The 24,538-nt window shown below is 49.9% G+C and carries 14 protein-coding genes; 9 read left to right on the forward strand and 5 right to left on the reverse strand.

All coding sequences use genetic code 11. From position 1 onward, the window contains the following. Nucleotides 1–6 precede the first annotated feature (6 nt). A complete protein-coding gene (locus BK816_RS06185) occupies nt 7–966 on the reverse strand; it encodes a ComEA family DNA-binding protein (protein ID WP_083379116.1) in 960 nt (319 codons plus the stop codon). 23 nt (nt 967–989) lie between these two features. Here BK816_RS06185 and BK816_RS06190 point away from each other — a divergent pair, with 23 nt between their 5' ends. From BK816_RS06190 to BK816_RS06205, 4 genes are all read left to right on the forward strand, one after another. Continuing rightward, the gene (locus BK816_RS06190) at nt 990–2,906 is read left to right on the forward strand and encodes a helicase HerA-like domain-containing protein (protein ID WP_071164396.1); all 1,917 of its coding nucleotides are present in this window, start codon (nt 990–992) and stop codon (nt 2,904–2,906) included. Between the two features lie 4 nt (nt 2,907–2,910). Beyond that, nucleotides 2,911–3,753, forward strand: a complete 843-nt coding sequence (proC, locus tag BK816_RS06195; RefSeq protein ID WP_071164397.1) for a pyrroline-5-carboxylate reductase — start codon at nt 2,911–2,913, stop codon at nt 3,751–3,753. Between the two features lie 68 nt (nt 3,754–3,821). Then, nucleotides 3,822–6,488, forward strand: coding sequence for a valine--tRNA ligase (gene valS, locus BK816_RS06200; RefSeq protein WP_071164398.1), 2,667 nt, complete (start codon nt 3,822–3,824; stop codon nt 6,486–6,488). A gap of 13 nt (nt 6,489–6,501) precedes the next feature. Then, the gene (locus BK816_RS06205; RefSeq protein ID WP_071164399.1) at nt 6,502–8,424 is read left to right on the forward strand and encodes an AMP-dependent synthetase/ligase; all 1,923 of its coding nucleotides are present in this window, start codon (nt 6,502–6,504) and stop codon (nt 8,422–8,424) included. Between the two features lie 248 nt (nt 8,425–8,672). On the opposite strand, the gene BK816_RS06210 is transcribed toward BK816_RS06205, so the two are convergent. Then, on the reverse strand, nt 8,673–10,157 hold the full coding sequence (locus BK816_RS06210) for a phosphoglucomutase/phosphomannomutase family protein (protein ID WP_083379117.1): 1,485 nt from the start codon (nt 10,155–10,157) through the stop codon (nt 8,673–8,675). A gap of 116 nt (nt 10,158–10,273) precedes the next feature. Between BK816_RS06210 and BK816_RS06215 the strand changes: the two genes are divergently transcribed. Then, complete coding sequence (locus tag BK816_RS06215) at nt 10,274–10,912, forward strand: MarC family protein (RefSeq protein WP_071164400.1); 639 nt, start codon at nt 10,274–10,276, stop codon at nt 10,910–10,912. A gap of 267 nt (nt 10,913–11,179) precedes the next feature. Here the strand turns inward: BK816_RS06215 and BK816_RS06220 are convergent, their stop codons facing one another. The 3 genes from BK816_RS06220 to BK816_RS06230 all read right to left on the reverse strand — a co-directional run bounded on the left by BK816_RS06220 (nt 11,180) and on the right by BK816_RS06230 (nt 15,334). Further along, nucleotides 11,180–12,727 carry an NAD(P)/FAD-dependent oxidoreductase gene (locus BK816_RS06220; RefSeq protein WP_236842306.1) on the reverse strand — a complete coding sequence of 516 codons (1,548 nt, stop codon included), beginning with the start codon at nt 12,725–12,727 and terminating at the stop codon, nt 11,180–11,182. A gap of 165 nt (nt 12,728–12,892) precedes the next feature. Continuing rightward, nucleotides 12,893–14,140, reverse strand: a complete 1,248-nt coding sequence (locus BK816_RS06225; RefSeq protein WP_071164401.1) for a hypothetical protein — start codon at nt 14,138–14,140, stop codon at nt 12,893–12,895. 24 nt (nt 14,141–14,164) lie between these two features. Beyond that, a complete protein-coding gene (locus BK816_RS06230) occupies nt 14,165–15,334 on the reverse strand; it encodes a hypothetical protein (RefSeq protein WP_071164402.1) in 1,170 nt (389 codons plus the stop codon). Nucleotides 15,335–15,471: 137 nt separating this feature from the next. Here BK816_RS06230 and BK816_RS06235 point away from each other — a divergent pair, with 137 nt between their 5' ends. From BK816_RS06235 to BK816_RS06255, 4 genes are all read left to right on the forward strand, one after another. After that, nucleotides 15,472–17,463, forward strand: a complete 1,992-nt coding sequence (locus BK816_RS06235; protein ID WP_071164403.1) for a DUF6541 family protein — start codon at nt 15,472–15,474, stop codon at nt 17,461–17,463. Nucleotides 17,464–17,532: 69 nt separating this feature from the next. Then, nucleotides 17,533–18,783 carry a thermonuclease family protein gene (locus BK816_RS06240; protein ID WP_071164404.1) on the forward strand — a complete coding sequence of 417 codons (1,251 nt, stop codon included), beginning with the start codon at nt 17,533–17,535 and terminating at the stop codon, nt 18,781–18,783. 602 nt (nt 18,784–19,385) lie between these two features. Then, on the forward strand, nt 19,386–22,265 hold the full coding sequence (locus tag BK816_RS06250) for an AAA family ATPase (RefSeq protein ID WP_083379120.1): 2,880 nt from the start codon (nt 19,386–19,388) through the stop codon (nt 22,263–22,265). 225 nt (nt 22,266–22,490) lie between these two features. Continuing rightward, nucleotides 22,491–24,407 carry a hypothetical protein gene (locus BK816_RS06255; protein ID WP_071164407.1) on the forward strand — a complete coding sequence of 639 codons (1,917 nt, stop codon included), beginning with the start codon at nt 22,491–22,493 and terminating at the stop codon, nt 24,405–24,407. The last annotated feature ends 131 nt before the right edge of the window (nt 24,408–24,538 follow it).

The following is a 24,538-nucleotide window of genomic DNA, read 5'->3' on the forward strand; positions in this document are numbered from 1 at the left end:
TGGCGCCTACCATTTAACTCGATCTTTTAGATCATTTATCAGGCTGCTTCCGATTCCCTTGACTCTGGCTAGGTCCTCAAGGTTTTTATATTTTCCATTTTCCTCTCGTTCTTTGATGATCCTAGCGGCGATCGCGGGCCCAATTCCTGGTAGTTGAGTAAGAGTTTTTTCATCAGCCTCATTCAGGTTTATTTTCTCGCCCTCGGTTTTACCTTGCCCTTTTCCTCTTAGGCTGGAGCTAGCACTATTGCTCCCTGAGTTAGAAATAGAGGATTCTGCCCCATTTGGGCCATGTTGATCGTGCGTTTTGACTTCCTCCTTAGTGGGAAAGTTGATTTGTTGTCCATCTTCTAAAATGGCAGCAAGATTAATGGCATTAAGTTCTGCTTCAGCTTTGGGCCCTCCTGCCGATTTGAGTGCATCAATGATTCTGCCTTTGGGTTTTATGGCGTAAACTCCCGGATTTTTTACTGCTCCAGAAACGTAGACTAAAATCTTTGGAATAACCGTTCCCTCTTCGACGGTTTCGTTTTCAGTTACTTTGCCTCCTTGATTAGCACCCTGATCGGGTTGTTTTGCGGAGTGTGTTTTTTGCTTAGTTATGTTTCCTTCCGGTTCCTTTGACGCAATCACCACATAACCGAGGTCGTTACTCTGGCTTGAGACGATCGTCGGCCAGAAAAACCACAGGGCAAGCCCAAGCAGTAATGCCATACCGAAAGCTGCGCGGGAACTTATTTTCCATTCTGATCGCTCGCTACCAAAAGCGGGTGGTAATGGGAAGGAAGGTTCTTCCCCGTTGGTTTGGGCAAAATCCCCGCTGCGATAAATTGCCTTGGTTAAATCGTTCAGTTTTTCGTAGGCCATGCTTCCACTTTGATTAGCGACTAATCGAATACTCAGATGGCAGATCGCTTGTTGTGGAAGATACGTCTTGGGGATAAAAGTCCCGGCCAGCAAAGCCATGGAAATCGCCCTAAGATAATCCCATGGCTAATGATCTGGATAAACTACGGGCTGAGGCTGCCGCTGCTCAAGCTGCCGCCGCCGAAGCCGAAGCAAAAGCCGCAGCTGCAAAAGCTGCCGCCCTTCAAGCTGAACTAGCTGCCGCTGAAGCTGCTGCTGGTGGAGCTGCACCCCAAACAACTCCTGACGCATCAGCAGTAGCAGACTCTGAACCGACACCTGCCCAAGGTCCGGCAGTGGCTGCCCAACCACCAGTGGAAACTCCAGTCGCTTCAGCAAACAACGAAGTTGATTTGGCAGATGCCACCAACCCAGAAAACTCCACTAAACCGGAGATTCGTGACGCCTACAGCCCTAAGGGACTTCACGTAACTCTCGGCGCCTTACGCCAAGATGATGGTTCCCCAGATCCAGCTACCCTAATCAAGGTTCCCTTGGCCATGTTCAACCGCCACGGCCTAGTTGCGGGCGCTACCGGTACAGGTAAAACCCGTACTCTCCAGCTATTAGCTGAGGCTCTTTCTGGAGCGGGCGTGCCTGTGCTGCTCTCTGACGTTAAAGGCGACCTCACCGGTGTGGCACAAGCAGGTACTGGGAGCGAAAAACTCCTCAAGCGTACGCAAGCCAACGGTCAGGCTTGGGAAGCTCATGCTTTCGGCGCCGAATTCATGACTATTGGTGACGCTACCTTAGAGGCTCCTGGCGTTTCTTTGCGAACCACCGTCACCAATATGGGCCCGCTACTTTTGGCTCGTGCCCTCGACCTAAACGAGACCCAAGAGCAAGCATTGCAGCTAGTTTTCGCTTGGGCCGATCAAAAGGGTCTCGAACTCGACGATCTTAAAGATCTGCGCGCAGTAATTTCCTTCCTCACCAGTGATGAAGGCAAAGAACACCTCAAGAGTATCGGCGGCATTTCGCCCGCAACTGCTGGCGTAATCCTCCGCGCTGTTTCCGCCCTCGAATCACAAGGCGGCTCTGATTTCTTCGGAGAACCAGCATTCGATACTGCCGATTTGTTGCGTAAAACCACCGAGGGTGAAGGCGTCATTAACGTTTTGCGCATGCGCGATCTCTCCTCGCGTCCAGCATTAATCTCCACTTTCCTAATGTGGGTGTTGGCTGACTTATTCAACCATCTACCAGAAGTGGGCGATGCTCCCGCTCCAAAACTGGTCTTCTTCTTCGACGAAGCCCACTTGCTTTTCAAGGACGCTTCGAAAGAATTCCTCCGCCAGATCGTCCAAACAGTCCGTCTAATCCGTTCGAAGGGTGTTGGTGTCTTTTTCGTTACCCAAACACCTAAGGACGTGCCAGCAGATGTCTTAGGTCAGCTCGCTGGTCGAGTACAGCATGCCTTGCGCGCATTCACTCCAAATGACGCTAAAGCTTTGAAAGCTACTGTTTCTACCTTCCCGAAGTCGGAATACGACCTTGAGGAACTGCTAACCACGCTTGGTACCGGTGAAGCCGTCATTACCTTCCTTGACGAGGACGGTCGCCCCTCCCCTGTGGCACCTACCCGTTTGTGGGCGCCTCGCTCGGTGATGGGACCAGCTGATGAGCCTGTCCTTAAGCAGATTATGAACGCTTCGACTCTCATGCCAAAGTATGCGAATCGTGTGGATGATCGTTCTGCTTTTGAAGTCTTGACTGAACAGGATGAGCAGCGACAAGCCGCCGCTCAGGCGCAAGCTGAGCAAGATGCTCGTGTCGCGGAAGAAGCCGCAGCCCGGAAAGCTCGGGAAGCCAAGGAGAAAGAGATGGAGCGTTTAGCTCGAACTTCTGGTTCTGGTTACGGCGCTACTCGTCGGACTACCACTTCCTCGCGGGCTCCACAGTCAACGGTTGAAAAGGCTCTCGGTTCACTTGCCCGCAGCGTTGGTACCCAGTTGGGACGCGAAATTACCCGTACTCTTTTCGGCACTCGGAGGCGCTGACTTTATGAGTGAGCTGACCAAGTTTAGCGACCATACTAAAGTTGCGTTTCTCGGCTCTGGCAATATGGCCGGAGCGATTGTTCGCGGTCTAATTGCTGACGGGCATCAGAAAGATTGCGTACTGGTGACGGATCGTTCAGGCAAATCAGGTCCAGCTTTGGCGAAGGAGACCGGCTGCACTTATGTTGCTGAAACTAAGGAGCTGATTGCTCAGGCGCAAATCCTGATCTTGGCCTGCAAACCGCACCAGGTGGCCGATCTTTTGGCTCCATTGCAGCAGGAAATCAAAGACAGTGCTCCTTTGGTTGTTTCCATTTTGGCTGGAACCAGTTGTGAAAAATTGGCCAAGTCTTTGCCCGATGGCTATTCCTCGCTGGTTCGGGTGATGCCGAATGTGGGCGCCGCCCTCGGCCAATCAACTACCGCGGTTGCTACCCAGAGCGCGACTGAAAACGAAGTACAAGCAGTGGCCGACTTGTTTAGTGCCGTTGGGTCTGTCTCGGTGATTGATGAAGGCAACTTTGCGACTTTTACTGCCATGGCTGGTTGTTCTCCGGCTTGGTTTGCTGCCAGTGTGGAAGCATTGGCTCGGGCCGGCGTCGCAAACGGTTTGAGCGCAGCGACTGCAATGAAGGCTGCGGCGGAAGCGATGCGAGCTAGCGCCGATTTGCTTTTGGCCGAGGAAGACCTTCCCTTGGCGGGCGCCGAGGTAATTCGTCGGGTCTGCTCCCCTGGCGGAACCACTGTGGCGGGCTTACAGGCAGCCGAATCTGCAGGTCTGCGACATGTGTGGGCGGCCGCAGTTGAAGCTGCTATCGCGCGTGATACGACTTTAGGCGCTTCCTAGCTTAAAATACTGTATTAAGTGTTCTGGGCCGTGGCCCACCATAATTTCGTGAAGGATGAAAACAACTTATGGCTATTTCTCGAATTGCCCCTCTGCCGTCCGAAACCCCTACCGCCAGCGCCCCTGATCGGGTCAGCGCGGACGGCCTCGAACAAAAATGGGGCGAGGTGTGGCGTGAGGCTGGCACCTACAGTTTTGATGCCAAGGCTGAACGAGACGATATTTTCTCGATCGATACTCCCCCGCCAACTGTTTCTGGTTCTTTGCACGTTGGTCACGTTTTCAGCTACACCCACACTGACGTTCTAGCCCGCTTCCGTCGTATGCGCGGTCAGACCGTTTTCTACCCAATGGGTTGGGACGATAATGGTCTTCCGACTGAACGTCGTGTCCAGAACTACTTCGGGGTTCGTTGCGATCCTTCTTTGCCATACGAACCAGATTTCGTCCCTCCGCATGAGGGCGGTGAAGGCAAGTCGATTAAGGCTGCCGATCAGAAGCCAATTAGCCGTAAGAACTTCATCGAACTGTGCCAGCGTTTGACTGCCGAGGACGAGCAGCAGTTCGAAAACTTGTGGCGTCACTTGGGTCTTTCGGTGGACTGGAACCTTCACTACCAGACTATTGGTAACCGTGCTCGCAAGGTTGCTCAGGCCGCTTTCCTTAAGAACCTTGAGCGCGGCGAAGCTTATCAAGCTGCGGCTCCCGGTCTTTGGGACGTTACTTTCCAGACCGCGGTAGCTCAGGCAGAACTTGAAGCTCGTGAATACCCGGGCCATTACCATGCCCTAGCTTTCCATGGTAAGGACGGCGATGTCGTAATCGAAACTACCCGTCCAGAATTGCTTCCTGCTTGTGTAGCTTTGATTGCTCACCCTGATGACGAACGTTACCAGCACCTTTTCGGTACCACGGTCACCTCCCCAGGTTTCGAGGTCGAGGTGCCTGTTTTGGCTCACCCTGCCGCTGAAATGGACAAGGGCGCCGGTATCGCCATGTGCTGTACTTTCGGTGACCTAACTGACGTGCAGTGGTGGCGTGAGCTTTCTTTGCCAATGCGTTCAGTTTTGCGTAAGGACGGCCGTCTGCTTTCTGAGGTTCCTGAATGGATTACTTCCGAAGCTGGTCGCAAGCTTTATGAAGAGTGCGCTGCCAAGACTACTTTCAGCGCCCGTAAGGCAATCGTGGAGCATTTGGCCGAGTCTGGCGAAATGATTGGCGATCCAAAGCCTACCCAGCGTATGACTAACTTCTTTGAAAAGGGCGATAAGCCACTTGAAATCGTGACTTCTCGTCAGTGGTACATCCGTAATGGTGGCCGCGAGTTCACTGCTGCTGGCAAGAGTGCTGATCTGCGTGATGCTTTGATTGCCCGTGGTGAAGAGCTCAAGTTCCACCCAGACTTCATGCGAGTCCGCTATGAAAACTGGGTTCGTGGTTTGAATACTGACTGGTTGGTTTCGCGTCAGCGCTTCTTCGGTGTTTCCCTTCCTTTGTGGTACCGCATCAATGAAGCCGGCGAGGTCGATTACAACCAGGTTTTGACCCCAACTTTGGATATGTTGCCGGTCGATCCAACCGTCGACGTCCCGCCTTCGTTTACCGAAGAACAGCGCGATGTTCCTGGTGGCTTTACTGCTGAAGTAGACATTATGGATACTTGGGCAACTTCGTCTTTGACCCCACAGATTGCTGGCGGCTGGTTAGAAGATGACGAATTGTTCGCTAAGGTCTTCCCTATGTCGGTTCGTCCTCAGGGCCAGGATATTATCCGTACTTGGTTGTTCTCTACTGTGGTTCGTTCGGAACTTGAATTTGATTCCCTGCCTTGGGAACACGCCACCATTTCTGGCTGGATTTTGGATCCTGACCGTAAGAAGATGTCAAAGTCTAAGGGCAATGTGGTGACCCCAATGGGTTTGCTTGAGAAGCACGGCTCGGACGCGGTCCGTTACTGGGCTGCTTCGGCTCGTTTGGGCACCGACGCTGCTTTCGATGAAGCCCAAATGAAGGTTGGTCGTCGTTTGGCGATTAAGCTACTAAATGCTTCTAAGTTTGCTTTGACCATGGATGCTGATGGGCACCGTGTGCTTCTTGATCCTGCTTTGGTAACGGTGGATGTTGACCGAGCTGTTTTGGCTCGTTTGCGTGAGGTCATTGCGCATGCCACCGAGGCTTTCGAAGCTTTTGACCATACTCGGGCTTTGGAAGAAACGGAAGCGTTCTTCTGGAACTTCACTGACGATTACTTGGAATTGGTGAAGGAACGTGCTTACAACCGTGAAGGTAAGTACTCGGCTGAAGAGGCTGATTCGGCTCGCGCTGCCCTAGCGATCGTAGTTAACACTGTGGTTCGTTTGTTGGCACCGTTCTTGCCGTACAGTGCGGAAGAAGTTTGGTCTTGGTACCGTGAAGGTTCGGTTCACTTGGCTCAGTGGCCTTCGGTTGACGAGTTGTCGACTATCGAGGGCGATGCTTCCTTGTTGGCCGCTGCTGCTGGCGCTTTGACCGCTCTTCGTAAGATTAAGTCTGAAGCTAAGGTTTCCCCGAAGACTCCGATTTTGTCGGCTACTTTGGAGGTCCCGGAGCAGCTGGTTTCTCAGCTTGAGTTGGTTCGTGCTGACTTGATTAACTCTGCCGTGGTGACTGGTCCGCTTGAATTCCAGTCAGCCGAGGTCGAAGCAATCCAGATGGCTGCTAGCGAACTTGGGGAACCCCCAGCAAAACGAAAGTGAGGCGCTTAGCCTAATGTTTGGCTTTGGTCGCGATAAAGATCCGATTTCTGAACCGGATGAGTTGGAAGAAGAGACTTCTTCGGAAGACCTAGAGGAAACGGCTTCACCTAGTACTGACGTGTTGGAATGGCACGGCCCAGTAATGGTCAAAACGGAAGATTATATGACCCTTCCATGGCTATTGGCAGAACGTGTGAAGCGTAGTCCTCACAGCACGCTCATTGAGGTAAAAAACTCGATTGGCCGTGGTTGGCGTCGAGTTTCTGCTACCGATTTTGCCGCTGATGTGATGAGCACTGCCCGCGGTTTAGTTGGTTTGGGTTTGCAGCCAGGTGATGCTATCGCGATCATGGCCCACACTTCGTATGATTGGACCCTACTCGATTTTTCCGCTTGGGCGGCAGGTCTAGTGGTTGTCCCGATTTATGAGACTTCTTCTTCTGAACAGATCTCATGGACCATTGAAAACTCCAATGTGAAGATGGTTGTCACTGAAAACGCTACTATGCGTCGTTTGGTTTCTGCCTCGGTTCCAGAAGGAACTTTGCAATATATTTTCGCTTTGGATGATTCTGGCGTTGTCCGGATTAAAGAAGCTGGCCGTGAAGTAGCAGAAGCGGTTGTCGAAGAGCGCACGGCAGCATTGACTACCGATTCTCTGGCAACGATTATTTACACTTCTGGCACTACTGGGCGTCCGAAGGGTGTTGAGCTTACCCACGGCAATTTCAGTATCTTGGCTATGAATGGTCACGAGTGGATGCCTGAGATTGCCAAACCGAAGGATTCGCGTCTGCTAATCTTCTTGCCTTTGGCTCACGTGTATGCCCGTTTCTTGGTTGTGTTCCAGATTTCTGGCAATGGCGTTTTGGCACATACCCCGAATGTGAAGTCGTTGCTTGATGACTTGGCCAGCTTCAAACCAACCTATTTGTTGGCTGTGCCCCGCGTTTTAGAGAAAATTTATAACTCGGCAGAAGCTAAGGCAGCCAGTTCGCCCTCGAAACGTAAGATTTTCCGTTGGGCAGTAGCCACGGCGATCGAGTATTCGCAGGCTCTTGATACCGAGGAAGGTCCTTCTAAGTCTTTGACCACTCGTCGACTTTTAGCTGATCGTCTAGTTTTCTCGACTCTGCGTCATCTCATGGGTGGCAACGTCAAATATGTGATTAGTGGTGGCGGTCCTTTGGGCTTACGCTTGGGACACTTCTATCGTGGCATGGGCATGACCGTGTTGGAAGGATACGGCTTGACCGAATGTTTGATCGCTTCGGTCAACACGGTTCGTCTGTCAAAGATTGGTACCATCGGTCCCCCGATTTCGACGCTTGGCTTCCGAATCAGTGACGAGGGCGAAATCCAGATCCAAGGTCCCTCAGTTTCTCGCGGTTACCACAATAATCCTGAGGCCAATGCTGAGGCATTTACTGAGGATGGTTGGTTCCGTACCGGAGATATTGGTAGCGTGGATTTCGATGGCTACGTCCGGATTACTGGTCGAGCTAAGGAACTGATTGTTACAGCTGGTGGGAAGAACGTCTCCCCTGCTGTTTTGGAAGATGCCATGCGTGGTCATCCGTTGATCAGCCAAGTGGTGGTCGTTGGTGATAAGCGTCCATTTATTGCTGCCTTGATTACTTTGGATGAGGAAATGTTGCCAATGTGGCTGACCAACCACGGTTTACCGCATATGGACGTAGCCGAGGCTGCTCGCCATCCTCAGGTTTTGGCCGCGCTGGAACGAGCGGTGAAAAAGGCCAATGAGCATGTTTCTCGGGCGGAATCGATCCGTGAAATCCGGGTGCTAGTTACTGACTTTACCGAGGATAACGGCATGTTGACCCCGTCGATGAAGGTGAAGCGTCCGGTAGTGCTCCGTGCTTTCCAGAAGGAAATTGACGAGATCTACGGTGGTCCAGTTAGCCGCGGGCACTAGGCTGTCTTAGCCGCGGGCACTAGGCTGTCTTAGCTGCTGGCACTAGGCTGTCTTAGCTGCTGGTTCAGTCAATTTCTGGCATCTAGGCTACTACTTGGCACCGTCTTAGCTGATACTGCCCGGCTCGCATCCTTTTGGTTCAAGGGCCTTTATGCTACAAGTTGAGCGCGTCCTCAGCTGTCGAGCTTAATAAAGTTTTGCGGGGGCGAAACCAAAACCGGTTTCGCCCCCGCAAAACTTTTGGCTGATTAACCTAAGTGGTAGTAGTCGGCGACGGTATCGACGATTTCTTGGGCTGCTTCCTTGGTAGGCATTTCAGCGAAAACACGTAGCAACGGCTCGGTCCCTGAGAAGCGGATGACGACCCACCCATCGTTCTTGAAGTAGATCTTGCAGCCGTCTAGGAAGGAAACATGATCAATTTCTTCCTTGAAGGTTGGCAGGTCTTTATCGGTGAAGACCTGCTGCATGAGCTTTTCTTTGAGGTCGATGGTGAAGGACAGGTTTGCTTCAACCATTTCGAGTTTGCCATACTGCGCAATCAAGTCAGCGTAGATTTGCGATAGTGGTTTGCCCTTCTTAGCGACCATTTCCACGAGCAGTGAACCGGCATATATGCCGTCTTTACCTGCGATGTGTCCACGTACGGTTAGACCGCCGGAGGATTCACCGCCGATGATGGCGTCGTGTTCAGCCATCGCAGCACTGACCCATTTGAAGCCGACGGGAACTTCAATACATTCTTGTCCGTGGGCTTTAGCTACTCGGTCTAGGAGATGGGTGGTGGCCAAGTTCCTAACGCACGGACCTTCCCATCCTTTATCTTCAAGTAGGTAGCTGTATAGCAGTACTAGGATTTCATTCGGGTGCAAGAATGCGCCGGTGTCGTCAACGATGCCGAGCCGGTCGGCGTCACCGTCAGTAGCAATACCGAGTGCTGCTTGGGAATCGATTACTGCACGTTGCAAGGCATGCACGGTATCAAATGCCGGTGAGGGCATGCGTCCACCGAAAAGTGGATCGCGACGGTCATGGATGGTGTGTAGATCGCATCTGGCGGTCAGTAGGATGGTTTGAAGACAGGTACGCGAAACCCCGAACATGGGGTCAAGGATGATCCGCAGTCCCGCTTTGCGAATCGCGTCGGTATCAATCACTTCCATGATCGAGTCGATGTAGTCGTTCATGGTGGTGGCGGTGGTGATTAGCCCTGCTTCGGTGGCAGCGACGGGATCGACAGTCTTGATCTCATCGGGCCCTAAGGCACGTGCTTTGGTTTGGATTTTGTCGGTAACGGCAACTTCAGCATCGCGCCCGCCCGCGGTGAAGATCTTCATGCCGTTGTAAATGGCGGGGTTGTGGGAGGCGGTTAGGGCTACCCCGTAGGCACAACCCAGATTGCGCACAGTCCACATAATCATAGGGGTTGGTGCTGGTGTGTCAATCAAATGTACGTGCAGTTCATTTGCTGCGAGTACTTCTGCTACCCACCAGGTGAAAGCGTCGGAAAGGAAGCGTCGGTCATAGCCGAGTACGATCGGTTTGTCCGAGACGTTTTCTTCATGGATTAGATCGGCGAGGGCTTGGGCTACACGTTGAACGTTTAGTTTGGTAAATCCCTCGGCGATAATGGCACGCCAACCACCAGTACCGAAGTTGATTTCTGGTTGAGTGGCGGCAACGATGGAAAGCTGATTCGGGCGGAATGCCCCATTGTCATGATTGTGTTCCATGACTCAAATTATATACGCAAACGGGTCTTAACTGTCGGCTACTTTTGCTTTGAGCATCTTCCCTTTTCTCCTGTTATGCTACATAACAATTCTTTAGGGAAAGGTTTTTATTTTCCATGAGTGGGGCGCTATTTCTAAAAGCCTTTGGGGCTTTGTTTGCGATTATGAATCCGTTTGTTAATCTGCCGATTTTCTTGGGTTTAACTGGTGGTTATTCGGTGGCCGAACAAAAGCGTACGGCGCTCAAGACTGTGCTTTCATCGACCATCATGGCGGTTATTATTTTCTTTTCAGGAACCGCTTTATTACGGTTTTTCGGGGTTGATCTGGATAATTTCCGGATTGCTGGTGGCCTGATGCTTTTGATTATTGGCTTGGGTATGTTGCGTGGTTCCGGTTCTACTACCCATGAAGGTACTGATGGTGAGAAGAAAGAGATTTCGTCCTCGAGCGAGTCTATTTCTTTCTATCCAATGACCTTTCCCATGCTGATTGGTCCGGGCACGATTACTACCATTATTGTGTTGCAGGCCGATGGCGCTACTTGGCTTGGCCGTCTCACCGTGTTTGCAGCGTTGGCTGTAGTTTTGCTGTTGGTTGCGGTCGTTTTATATTTCTCAAGCTCTATCTCGAAACACATGTCTTTGACTTTGCGGACAATCATGACTCGTTTAGCGGGCATGATTTTGACTGCAATTGCCGTAGAAATGATGACAGTGGGGCTCTTGAAGGTTTTCCCCGGATGGGGCGCTTGATCGAGGGCGGCTATGCCCAGGCGGCAAAACCCACTAACGCCGCTCAGCTGGCTAAAGCCGCTGAGTTGTCGCGGGTGTGCTCTTACCTGCCAGGACGATACCGCTTGTTATGCACCAATTTTCGCCGTTTTTGTGGGGCCAGGTAAGGACGACTTTTGCCGGTTCCCCAAAATATGTGTGGCTATTTTTATAGCTAGAGGGGGCGTTTACCCCGGTCTTGGGTAAACGCCCCCTCTAAGAGTTTGAGCTTTTAGTTACCGCTCTCCCCTACTTTTCGACTCGTTCCTTTTGGGTGGGGGTCGCTGGTGAGGAGATCACCTTGGCTGGTTCTTTGTCAGCGCTACGCTGGGCACGACGGGCGGCGTCGGCCTCGGCTGCTTGACGGAAGGCGGCGCGTGGCGAGGTGAGCGATCCGAGGGCGACGATTTCCCGCTGGAACAGCATGGCCATGCTCCAGTCGGCGACGATACGTGCCTTTCGGTTCCAGGTTGGCATGGCTAGCATGTGATAGGAGCGGTGTGCGAACCAGGCCATTGGGCCACGGAGCTTGACGCCCATGATTTCGGCAACGCCCTTCATCAGACCGAGGGAGGCGACGGTGCCGACGTTCTTGTGGCTGTAGTTGCTCAAGGGCTCGCCGGCAAGGTGTGCGGCAAGGTTTTGCGCGAGGGATTTACCTTGGCGGACTGCATGCTGGGCGGTTGGCGGGCAGGTGGCATTGCCAGGTGCGGTGAGGTCTGGCACGGCCGCGCAGTCGCCAGCGGCCCAAGCACCTGGCACTACGGTTTCACCGTCTACGACCTGCAAGGCAGCGTTTGCGCGGACACGGTCGCGTTCGTCGAGTGGTAGGTCGGAGTCGGCTAGAACTGGGTTGGCTTTAACACCGGCGGTCCACACGAGGGTGTCGGCCTCGAATTCTTCCCCGTTGGAAAGGACGATGTGCCCGTTTTCGCAGGAGTTGAGGAAGGTATTGAGCTTGACTTCGATCCCGCGAGAGTTGAGCTGCTCGAGGGCGTAGCCGCCGAGTTCTTCACCTAGTTCTGGGAGGATGCGTCGGGCGCCCTCGACCATGACGAAACGGAGCATGTCCATGTCTAGGTTGTCGATGCGCTTAACGGCTGCGCGGGCCATGTCTTCAACTTCGCCGATGGCTTCGATGCCGGCGAAGCCACCGCCAACGAAAACGAAGGTGAGGAGGCGTTCGCGTTCGGCTAGGTCTTGGGTGGAAGAGGCGGTCTCGATCTTGGTCAGGACGCGGTTGCGAAGGTTGATGGCTTCTTCGACCTGCTTGAATCCGAGGGCCATGTCGGCCAAACCTGGGATTGGTAGGGTGCGTGGTTGTGCTCCGAGACCGATGATTAGTTCGTCGTATTCACGAGTGTAAGTTTCAACTTCGCCCTGGTGCTGTTCGCCGGTTTCTGGGCGAATGGTGACCTGATGCTGTGCGTGGTTGATGTTTTCGATCGAACCAACGATTAGTTCGCATCCTTTCAGGGCGATGCGGTGTGGGGCAACTACGTGCCGCGCTTCAATGTTGCCGCCGGCCGCTTCGGGTAGGAAGGGCTGGTAGGTCATGTAGGTGCGGGGATCAACGACGGTAATCTGCACCTGTTCAGGGGTGTAGTAACGGCGTAGGTTTTGGGCGGCAATGAGGCCAATGTAGCCACCGCCAGCCACTAGGACGCGCACTGGAGTTTTCCGTGCTGGGTCCAGTTCGAGTTTCGGGGTGGCATTTAGTGCCTGGTATCCGAGGGCGGAGGCACCGGCAAGACCAGCCGCACCTAAAGCTATTTTCGCAACATTCATTTTTCGCATATAGACAATTTAGCGGATTTAAGCCGTTTTTCGGAGGGCTTTTCCAGTGGATAGGACCACAAAGCTAAGTGGGGTGTCTCACGTGCTAGCTTTGGGGTCCTATTTACTTAGGTGCGGTTTAATGTCTTTCTTACCAGTTGTGGCCATCCAAAATCCCCTCTGCTTTTAGGGGAAGGATTTGAATCCTTTGTGGGTGACGAGGGCACCTTTTCCGGTTTTGTTACTCCAGATAGTGAACCCGTCGGGACTAGCTACGACGACGAAGGGGCCATAGAAATATGGTTTAGCGTCCGAGATATTTTGTCCGTTATATGAACCATCGGCCGCTTCTTGGCAGAGCAGGGCTCCAGTTTGCTGGCCAAATTCGCTGTTTCCATCCTCGTCTATTTCGTAAGAGACGAGTCCCCCGGGTGGACTGACATAGTCGGGTTTCAGGTCTTTAGTCCAGCCGCTGACGATGCAGCTTCCAGAGTACTTACCATCGATTTCGCCCAGGTCGCAGCAGAAACCGCGTTGCTTGTCGAAGAGGGCCACTGTGCCGTAGTCATTTGTGAGAGGAAGCTTGGTGGCGTTAGCTGGAGTCCCTTTTCCAGCGCACTCGTAGGCACCAGGAATTGGGGCTTGACATTTCCCCTCCGCGTTTTGGGTAGTTTTCGCCTGATCTTTGGCGCGCTTGGCGTCGCTCTCATTGGGGAACTTTTGCCGATAGGCTGTCACCACATCTTGTGGGGTGAATGGGTGGTATCCAGCTTTGTTGATTAATGCCCCGTAACCGGTTTTGTGATTCCAGATGGTTAGGCCAGTGTGGTCGGTGGCGAACACAAAGTCACCCCAGTGACGTAGTCCCCCATAGTCGAGGGTTTCAGGTTCTGGGTATCCAGGCAGGTGCGCCCAGATGACGGGTACGTCGTTTTTCTCGCCAAGTTTGGATGGGCCGCTCTGGTCGAGGACGAAGGTGACGGCTCCCCCTTCTTTCGCGTGATATTCAGGTTCTGGCCGGTCTTGCCATGATTTCACGACACAGTAACCACTAGTTTTGGTGAAAGCACAGCCAATGTTCTCAGTGGGAGTTTGAAGTAGCGCGGTTTCACCTTCCCCGATGGCTTGAGCTGGCGGGACCCCGTCGGGTAGTTTACGGCCGGCACACTCATGCGCCCCCTTCACGGGTTCGACGCAAGGACCGGGCAAATCATAAGCAGGATTTCCAGCATTGCTGGCCGGTTTAGGTTCTTCCACGGTGGTGTCCTCGGCCATCACCACCTCCACGGTGGCTTCATCAGTGGCGGCTTGAGAAGTGGCCGTCGGCTCGCTTGTTTTGCTAGTCGAGGACGTAGTTGCCTGCGACCCGCACCCAGCAAGAGCTAGGCTCAATGCTGCAGCTACCGCCAAACCTAGGGAATACTGCTTCTTCATGTCCACCACCTTCTTATCTATTTTTTAGCGTCCGAAGGGTTGGTAGCCTTTTCGGTTGATTAAGGCCCCGTATCCGGTCTTCACATTCCAAAAGGTCAGCCCGGTTTTATCTGAAGCGAATGCGTAGTCTCCGTAATACCAGACGGTCCCGTAGGGCAGAATGTGACCTGCTGGAATGCCGTTGAAACCTGGCCAATCTGGGGCGTCGCTCTTTTGTCCCAGAGTTACTGGACCGTTGCCATTGAGGTGAATATCAACTTGTCCACCTTGGAATTCGTTGTAGTCTGCGTAAATCTCTTTGGGCCAACCGCTTTGGACTAGACATGCCACTCCTGCATCATCAATATCGCAGCCAATGTTTTTTGATGGGGTTTGAAGCGTGGCAACTGTACGTCCGTAACTTTCTCCCACTGTAGGAATAGGCTGGGCTTCGGCTGGGCGACCTTTTCCTGCGCACGCGTAAGCGCCAGGTACTGGTGGTTGGCAGTCATTGCCCTGTTGCGCTGTTTGTTCGGCGTCTGTTTTATCCCCTTCGCGGGTCATCAGATAAGGTTCAAAGTTTTCGGGCATTAGTCGTCCTACCCCGTTGCCTGGCAGCGCTAGAATCCTTGGTCGACTGGTATCTGAAGGAATTACTTTTCCACCCATCATGGGAATTTTCGCAGCGACTCCCTTTGGATAAAACGCTACAAGGCTTCCCATCGCAACATGGTCCACTTCGGCCACCCATTGCATGGCTAAAGCCTCGTTACCAAGGTCGCTATCTTCGAAAGGCCCGCCCTCGAAATGATCCTTGACAGATTGTACTAACTCGAACTGGCCTTTTTTAATTTTGGCAAAAGCACCTTGCTTCGTATCCCAAATGAGGACGTCTTTGTGGGCTTCAATGGTGCCGCCTTCGGCACTAACCCATTTACCCGTTAAACTTTCGTAGTTCCCTTCACGAATCTGATTTAGATTCATCGGGAGTGTCTTTGGCTTCTCGGGAGTTTTCTGCTTACTCTGTTTTGCTTCCGGGCTTTGCTCCCCATCGATCACAACTTCAACGGTTGCCTCATCAGTTGAAGTAGCACTCGTTGTGGGTTCAACAGTTTTACTGGACGAGGACGTAGTTGCCTGCGACCCGCATCCGGAGAGCACAATGGCACTGATCCCAAGAATCGCTAACCCCGTCATTAGTTTCTGTTGCTTCATTTTTCTCTCCGATTTGGTTCGGGCGGTTTTTCTCTTTTAGTTTTATCAGGAATCTTTTTCCCCTGCGAAACTAAATACTGGTTTTTTCTTCCATTTCTTGCCCATTTTGGGCGGTTTTGGGTGATAACATTTGCCTCATGGCCTTTTTGACGGTGGTTCAGTTATTGTTTTGGTTTATCGCCCCTGGTGCGTTTTTGGCGTACTTGGTTAGGTTGCCAAAGCTTGGCGTGATTGCTGCTGCGGTTCCACTGTCTTTGGCCCAGTTGGGGTTTGTGGCATTATTGTCTACTTTCTTCCACGGGATTTATCGTCCTTTTTTCATTCTTTTGTGTTTGCTGCCGATTTGGGTATTGGGTTATGTTCTGGGTCGTTGGATTGCACGAGACAACTCGTCCTCGACCATGTCGGCTTTGGCCCTTTTGTCTGATCTTTTCTTTCGTCCGACCCGTCTGGTAACCACATTTTTGGCGATGCTTTTTGCTGGTTGGACAATTTCGTCGACCTTGTATCGGGCCTTAGAGCCGATTGCTTTGGCACCGGCTTTTTGGGATATCCAGTTCCATAACAATGTCACTCGCCATTTGGCTGAGTCGGGAAATGCTTCTCCCCTGAATATTCATTCATTTTCCATGAATCTTCCGCTAAAGATTAGCGGTTATTACCCCGATGGTTTGCACCTCGTCGCGTCACTTTTAGGACCGAGTCAGGTAATGATGTCTGTGAATCTGACACAGATTGTGGCGGTCTTCTTGTTCGGGGTGGGGATGGTTCTCCTTGCGTTCTTACTTTTTCCTGACACTGCGGCCGCACCGTGGTTGATGGCTTTATGCGTTCCTCTTTTTACGGGGTTTTCTGCAGTCATTCAGACTACCGCCGGAAAGTGGGCTTTTGGTTTCGGTCTGGCGCTTGTGCCGTGGGTGATCGCGACTTTGGTGGCACTTTGGCTTTGGCTGAACGAGGGCGATTCTCTGGCGAAGCATGTCACTTCTGTTTTGGTGCTACTGGCGGCCACTATGTCTCTTGCGATCAGCCATGTGGGCGTGCTTTATGTTTTAGCTTTTACTCTGGTACCAGCAGGGATTTCTTTGGTGTGGCAGGCGCGTTATGAACGCACTAAGAAAGTAGTGGCAATCTTTAGCGCCTTATATTTCTTTGCTATTTGGGGAGCCTTGTTAATGCTGGGTCGAACATTCACCTCAAGCATTAATTACCCTAAGTATTCTCGAGGGCGCGAAGCGATCTGGGAAATCCTTTCGGGCTCAGAGTTTGTGAAACGGTATTTTGTTGAAGCTGATTTAGCAAACACCTGGAGTGTTTTCATTCTGACTGTGCTCGCTATCGTGGTGGTGGCGTTCGTAGGGCCACGTTGGATTCTGGCGAGCTATGCGATAGTGTTCTCGTTCGCTTTTGCCACCTTGTTCTTGCACGTGCCCTACATGTTCTTGCTACAGCCAATCTACAACGACCCCGTGCGCGCGGCAGCTCTCACGTCTATTTTTGGGCCGCTGCTGATTGTGGCGGGTCTTAGAGGCTTGGGAGTGCTTGCCACTCGTTTCTTTCCCCAGAACACTCTGGTTGTTAAGAGCCAAAGCAGTCACTTCGCCCCATTTTTGGCAGTGGCTGTTTTTGCCGGTTTCGTCCTCGGCCTAAATCCTGACCTGAGGGCCCATGAACGATATGTGATTGTGAACATTGAGTCTCGCAAAGCTGGTGAAACTTTGGTCGACCCGGAAGAGTTTGCCATGTGGCAAAGTTTTGCCCACAAGTACCCGCAGGCAGGCGTGCTGGGTGATCCAACCACGGGTGTCCCACTCATGTACGCGGCAACTGGTGTCAAAGCTTTACCTCGTTTCACCTCGTTCGTTTTGAATGACCGCGAGATTCAGCTCTTACACGAAATTGGTCAGAACCCGGTTGCACCCCAAACTTGTGACCTAGCAAAACAGTTGGGTATCCAGTTTGTTTACGATGATGACCACAAGTATATGGGCGGGAAAATCAAACAAATTGAGAACTTTGACGGACTCAAACACATGCTCGAAACGAAAGATGGAATCAGCCTAGTGGCACACACCGAAACGGCTCGCATCTACCATCTTGATAAATGTTTTGGACCACTGAAAAAGTAATCGTTTTGTAACCCGTTATTCCTTGAAAAAACTAGCGGTTTGGTCGGGTAATGGTTGTATTATTCTCTGGTGAGTTCTTCGATTACTACCGCAGTTTCCACCAAAGTCTTGCTCGGTGCAGCCGCTGCCGTGGTGGGTGTCTCGACCCTCGGCGTAGTTGGCTACCAGATTTATCAAAGTAGCCAGGAAGACCCGTATTACACGGTTGAACGAGTAATCGATGGTGACACTATCGATGTCAAGCAGCATGGGAAAACCATTCGGGTACGTTTGCTCAATATTGATACACCCGAAACAGTAAAGCCAGACACTCCAGTACAGTGCTTGGGTCCCGAAGCTTCCGCTTTCCTTAAGTCGCAGTTGCCGCCAGGCACGCAGGTTCGTTTAGAAACCGACCAGGAAAAATACGACAAATACGACCGTTTACTTGCCGGGGTATTTGTCGGTTCAACTTTCGTCAATGAAAAGATTGCCGAGGCCGGGTTCGCCATGCCGATCGCCATCGGTAACAATACAAAGTTCTACCCTCAGATCGAGGCTGCTGCCAACACCGCAAAAGCAAATAATCGCGGGCTTTTTTCAGAAACCATTGGTTGTACCCTGCCTGGTCAGCTAAGAGAAGCGGTCCCCGAAGCCAAAGGCAGTCCATTAGATGCTGGATCTACGAATGCTAAACTTTCAGCTCTCTACTTTGCACTCAAGGTTGAAAACTCATTAGAAGATGCATCAAGAAGCTTGGACGCTCTTAGTCGTTCAGGTCTAGCCGTTTATGGTAGAAAGTTTTCTCGCGAGTGGGCACGCAAGATCACCGGTTCCACTCTTAAAGAAGTCGAGGATATCCAATCGCAGTTCGCTCGTGAGGAGGCGGAAAAGGAAGCAAAAGAACGCGCTAAGCGGGAAGCTAAAGAAAAAGCAGAGCGGGAGGCCAAAGAGAAAGCTGAGCGGGAAGCTCGGGAAAAGGCAGAGCGGGAAGCAAAAGAGAAAGCTGAACGTGAGGCACGTGAAGCAGAAGAACGCGCTAAGCAGGAAGAAGCTGAACGCATTGCGCGTGAACGCGAAGCTGAAGCAGAACGTGAGCGCGAGGCCGAAGCAGAACGTGAGCGGGAAGCTGCTCGCGAGCGCGAGGCACAGGCTGAACGTGACGAAGATGAGGCTCCCCGACGCAAGTCAACAAAGAAACAGCGTTCCCACAAACGTAAGTCGCACAGTTCAGACGATTCTGATGCCCCAGCCGGCTACTACCCAAGGCATGGTGGCCCTCCGGGATACCACGGTCCCCGCTGCTTCGCCCCCGGTGGCCGCTACTGGCGTCCCTGCTAATGCTGATAACACCGCCTTAAAGTTACCTTCTGAGCCTAACCCAAAACTATAACTTGACAGAAGTTACTTTATAGTTTAAAATATATGCTCGAGGTTGAAAGTTAAACCATTAACTTTCGATCTCATGTCGGTTTAGAGCCTCTGTTTTTTAGGCTAGAAAGTGAATCTACTCTTCTGAAATCTATTAACTCTACTTTCGGTTTTGAATCTTCTAGACGTATTTCTAACGTCAACACTTTCGTAGTTAATATTCACCTTGATACGAGTTTTTGCGCTAAGGCACGTCCGAATACGGCAAGCGCATTTACCGCTTTGCAGACATAATCTTCTTTAGTTTTTAGGGATATTTTTCCCGACGATGGTTACGTCGTTATTTATTTTTAGAGCTTTTCTCTCAGCCAGTAAAAGTATTCTGCGCCTCTTACATCTCTAGTAGTTTCCGCTATTTTAGATGCATTTTGATTAATGGGTGACAGCATTTGAGTTTGCGCACTTTCGTGTGCGCCCTGTATTTCGCGCACCCAAAAACTGAAGACTTTCTCCGTCTCAGTTTTGAACCCACATTCTTCCAGCAAGTCGCTGGAGCAATTTAAGGAGAGAACATGCAAGGATTCAAGATCACTTGCCAAATTCAGGAAGGACCCAGCAATCAAAGGATTGAGGGTCATTCACAACGCCTATTTGAGGAGCTAGATTCAAGAATGTATCTGGCACCAGTTAGAGCATCGTCATTTCGCCGAAACTTTTTTCAGGCTGACGAAGATAATATGATTCGTTTTCATGCGATCGTGTTTGACGATCATATTACTCAGGATAATCTGGAAGAACTTTTCTTCCGAGGATTAGATATCTGGCAGCTCGAACTAGCCGGTCGCCCCTTGTTCGAGCCGATCCCTTTTGAGTCAATTTTTAATGACTTGCCGTCTTCTTTTTCAAGTGAACGGAGCCAGGCGAAAAAGATTCGTTTGGAAAGTCTTTGGGAGTTAAGTCAGCGTTCGAGCTGCTTAACCGAGTCAATTGTTCCTAGACTGACCAATGATTTCAGCTCTCTCATTGATAGGGCAGGGAAAACCAAGTTCAGTGATTCTCTAGTTCCTGAGCTTGAGCGGATTCTTAGCGCAACTAGCGATGAGGGCATTCACAGGCCAGCCTTTCCGTACTTTATCTTGTCCAATCAGACTTCAGAATTTGCCGAGCCAGCATATTGTCTTGCCCAAGCTTTGGTTTCAGCAAATCGTGTTGGCACCTCAACTCTTTTTTATCTCGACTTAGATAATCTAGCCGGATCCGTGCATATCAGGCATAGGGAAAGCGTTTTGTTCTTAAATCGAGATTTATTTGAGGCTTTTGCGGGAAATACTTTAGTTGTTTCCTACGGTAATTTCGACAAGGGACATTCTACGGGGTATGACTTCCAAAATGCCTTGAACAAGTTGTTGTCGCTTGCTCGAGAGTATCAACATCGCGTTCAAATTATCTTTGCGATCCCTGCAGAGAAGACTGAGCTTCTGAAGTTAATTCAACGCCAGTTGGGAAGCAAATCATTGGTTCTACCACCGGATAGTTCTCCTGATCCTCATGTTGATTTTCAAGAGGCCTTGAAATATTTGCAAGGGCGCGCTTTATCGTGCGGAGAAACCAATTTTTCTGGTCTTGGAGTTTTACTTTCTGAGTTCGGGCAAGATTGTTCTTCCCATGATTTGGAACTAGTTTTTAATAATTGGTTATCCAACCGCGCTCTTGCCAAACTCTCACCAGAGTATGCACAGGTTTTATCATCTGAACCACAGTTCTCCATTTCGGGTGGGGATGCAAAAGAGGAGTTAGATCGTTTAGTTGGTTTAAAACCTGTGAAATCAATGATTCACTTGGTGATTCAAAGGCTGGAGTTTGCTCGAGAACTTTCTCAACGTGGGCTCCAGGTTCCGGAGTTTAATCCCCATTGTGCTTTCTTAGGAAATCCCGGAACTGGAAAGACTGAAGTGGCTCGTATCTACGGACGTCTTCTCCGTGATAGCGGATTTCTATCTGAAGGGCGTGTGATCGAGCTAAAACCCGGCAACTTTAACTCGCTTCTTTCTCCTGACTTCGAAGAGATGCTCAAAGGCAATGTTGTTTTTATTGACGAAGCTTATGCTCTCTCCCCTTTGCTTGTGCCAAAATTGCTGACATTGATGGAAAATCACCGTCACGAAAGTGTCTTTATTTTGGCGGGTTACCGTGAAAGTATTGAGGCTTTGATGGCTAGCAATATTGGTTTTGCTTCACGCGTCAGCAATCAGATTGATTTTCCCGACTATTCTCCGGAAGAATTGTCGAAAATTTTCGAGTCGATGGTTTCATCCTCAGGTTATCTGATGTCCACGGGTACCATTTCAGCGGTAAACGATTTCTTGTTCCGTGCAGGATCTCCATCGGACCAAGGCAACGCTCGTTTTTGCCGAAACTTGGTCGAGAAATCGATTTCGCGTCAGCAGCAGCGTTTATCACGCACCAAGGATCTGCAAATTTTTTCCGACGAAGAGTTAATGACTCTTCTTCCGGAAGACATTGGTCTCGCTCCCCTCTCGTCCGACCTCTCCGAGGGCGACCTCGGCAAGGATACGACGGAACCAAAAGTAGCCGAAAGCGGACGGGAAAAGCTTGCGTCTTTGATCGGTCTTGAGAAAACCAAGCTTTTAGTTGAGCAGATCTTGGCATATGCTCAAGTTCAACGAATGCGGCGCGAACGAAATCTCAATCACGATTTTATTCCGTTGCATATGGCTTTCAAGGGAAATCCTGGAACGGGTAAAACCGAGGTAGCAAACTGTGTTGCTCAGATTCTTCGGGAGGAGGGTATCCTCAGTCGTGGCAAGCTTTTTGTCTGCGGTAGACAGGATCTGGTGGGTTCTTATGTCGGCCACACAGCCATAAAAGTTACTCAGCTTTTTGAAAAAGCCGTAGGATCGGTTATTTTCATTGATGAGGCTTATTCTTTGCTCGATGCCACCCCTGGGGGCTACGGCGATGAGGCAATCACGACTTTAATTGATCTGATGGAAAAGCATCGTGAAGAAGTGGTTGTAATCTTGGCTGGTTACCCAGAACCGATTGATAATCTTCTGGCTTCTAATCCGGGTTTTAGTTCACGCGTGAAGCATCATGTTGATTTCCCGGATTATAGCGCCTCTGAACTGTTCGAGATCTTCAATCTGCAACTACACCAACGTCATTTCAGTATGGATGAGGAATGCGAAAATGCAGTTTGGAAGGTTTTGGATGGACAGATTGGTGTCAAAGACTTCGGGAATGCTCGATTCTGTCGAAATCTTCTTGAAAACGCCATCATGGCAATGAGCCTTCGTATTTCAAAAATGGACACCCCAGAAGATCTATCGGACGAAGAGCTCTCTCAGCTAACTGCTACGGACATCGCTGAAGCAGCTTCTAAGGTTAGCCACAAGAAAACCAAGCAGAAGATTGGTTTTTCAGCGAACTAGCAGGATTAATTAAATCAAGTTTTGGTTCGGGGCTTGTTTGGAAGGAAATAGCTCTAACAAGACGAGCCCCGAACCAAAACAAGGTAAAAAACAAAAATACTAAATTTTTAATTTGCAAATCAAAACTTTAGCGGACTGTGAAAATATTGATTCAATATTTGCAACCGCACGAAAAAACAGTCCAAGCAGAATATTATGTGAGCAAAACTACTGAAAGGTATCGTCATGCCCAATCCAACTAAGAAGAGCTCCAACTCAGATTTTAATACTTACTTTGACGCGCTAAAAAAATATGTTGAAACAGCTTATTCAACTCGAGCCGAAAGATTTGCCTATCTAGTTGAGTCGCCCGAAAACTCCGAGCTAACACTTTCAGATATCTCCCTAGTTCAAGTTCTAGAACAGATTTTTGAGACTCCAGTAAGAGACTTAGACACAGAGTTACGTAATGCTGGGTACTTTTGGAAAATTTATACTGATTTCCACAATATACATTTCACCGATCCTGACGTCCAAAACGAGACCAGCTCTGTAGAAAGCGCCAAAACCTATATCGAAAATCCTCCTCTGGTTTTCCCTAAGGCACTCTCCGAGTTGGAATCAGAAGATTATCAAGATTTAGCCCATTTTCTTTTCAAAGCATTTCATCCTTTAGATTTTCCATTAATGGAAAAGTTTATTGCAATAAAAGGCGAAGACGGAGTTGAAGATTCTGTCGAAGCGTTTATAAATTGCAATCTACTCCAGAGTGAAAATTCAACTTTCGATTTTGAAACTAACATTTTCAATAAAGGCGAAGATCTTAAGACGTTGTGCGCCTCTGATACCGATAATCCGCTACTGCTTCACTATGTACTAGGCCTTGTCGAAACCGTAGAGGACAAGGATAAGAAGAAGAAAAAAATTAATGAGGACTTTCTACCGTCTATTGCTTTACCGGAGTCGTTTTCTGCTCTCCCATCTGACCCAAAAACCGATTCATTCGATATTAAAGGTGTTTGGTTACTGGCAAATCCTGGGTATGGTGAAGATTTAGCAAAAGTTGTCCAGAAAAACAAGGATGTAAAACCAGAGCTTGAACATACAGCATTAAAGGACCAATACTATCTTTGGCATTGCCTAAGACAAACCCCTAATGAAACTCTTTACCTACCTTGGGATGGCACTAAGCTTGATTATGAACAAGTACCAGAATTAAGCAAAACAAAACCTGAAGAAACAACCCAGCCAGGCTGGTATCGTAAGAAGTCTACCGATTTATGGGACGCTGGGTGGAAAAAATATCAGCTAATGCGTATGGAAGCCTTCCCGTATCGCTCTTTCGATAGCAAATCCTTTGACGGAATCCTAGAAACTCTAGCCAAACAAAAATGTTTTCTACCCTCTCTAGTCGTAAATATCCGTGTACTGGTCGCCCTATTAACAATCAACAAGGATCAAGAATCAAATACGAAAAAAATAGGTCCAGTATTTTTCCCTCGTAATATAGAACGCTGGTGCGACCTTTTGAGAGCGACTATTCCGATCCTCAAACAAAATGAGATTCAAAATAGATATCAGGCCAACAATTTTTCTAGTGAAACGGAAAGCATGGATTTTGAAGCACTGGAAACTATACTCCTAAGCCATTCATCTTTTGGCAAGTCTTCAAATGTTGCCAACATTTCATACGGGAATCGTAGTATCCCAATAGCATTATTAGAGAAACAGCTCCGATCAATAACAGAAAATGCTCCGGCAAACAAAGATATTAGTACAATAGCAAACCTGAGGAAAATATTAGAAGCTAGGAGAAAGGCTATTCCCTTTCCCGAAGATACAAAGACATTCTCACAAAAATGCGAATTCTACCTTACTTACCCAAGGATGAAGCGGCTACATTTCTCTTATGGCACGGACTCATCCGACGAAGAAGTTGCAGCTAGCTTTGCAGCTCTTGAAGCGTTACACAGTCTAATGCTTAAATACACCAAAGATCACAACGGAACAGCGTACCCAATCCCTTCATATTATGAGAAAGAATGCCGTAAAGTAAAAACTCAAGACCAAGCGAAGACTTACTGGACGAAAATTCATAGTCTCCAGAAAGAAGTCGTTAAAACCTTACTTCTTGAGTATATCCCCCTAGAGGATGGTGAGTAGAGCCGGTATTTATAATAATTACAACAACCCTACGCCACATTAATATTTTCTAGGAAAAGCATCTATTGCCCATGCAAATGCCCGACCTTTACTTCATAACTTACAGATTCTGAGAAACTGCGTCCGAAACA

This window comes from Boudabousia tangfeifanii, assembly GCF_001856685.1.
Lineage (GTDB): Bacteria > Actinomycetota > Actinomycetes > Actinomycetales > Actinomycetaceae > Boudabousia > Boudabousia tangfeifanii.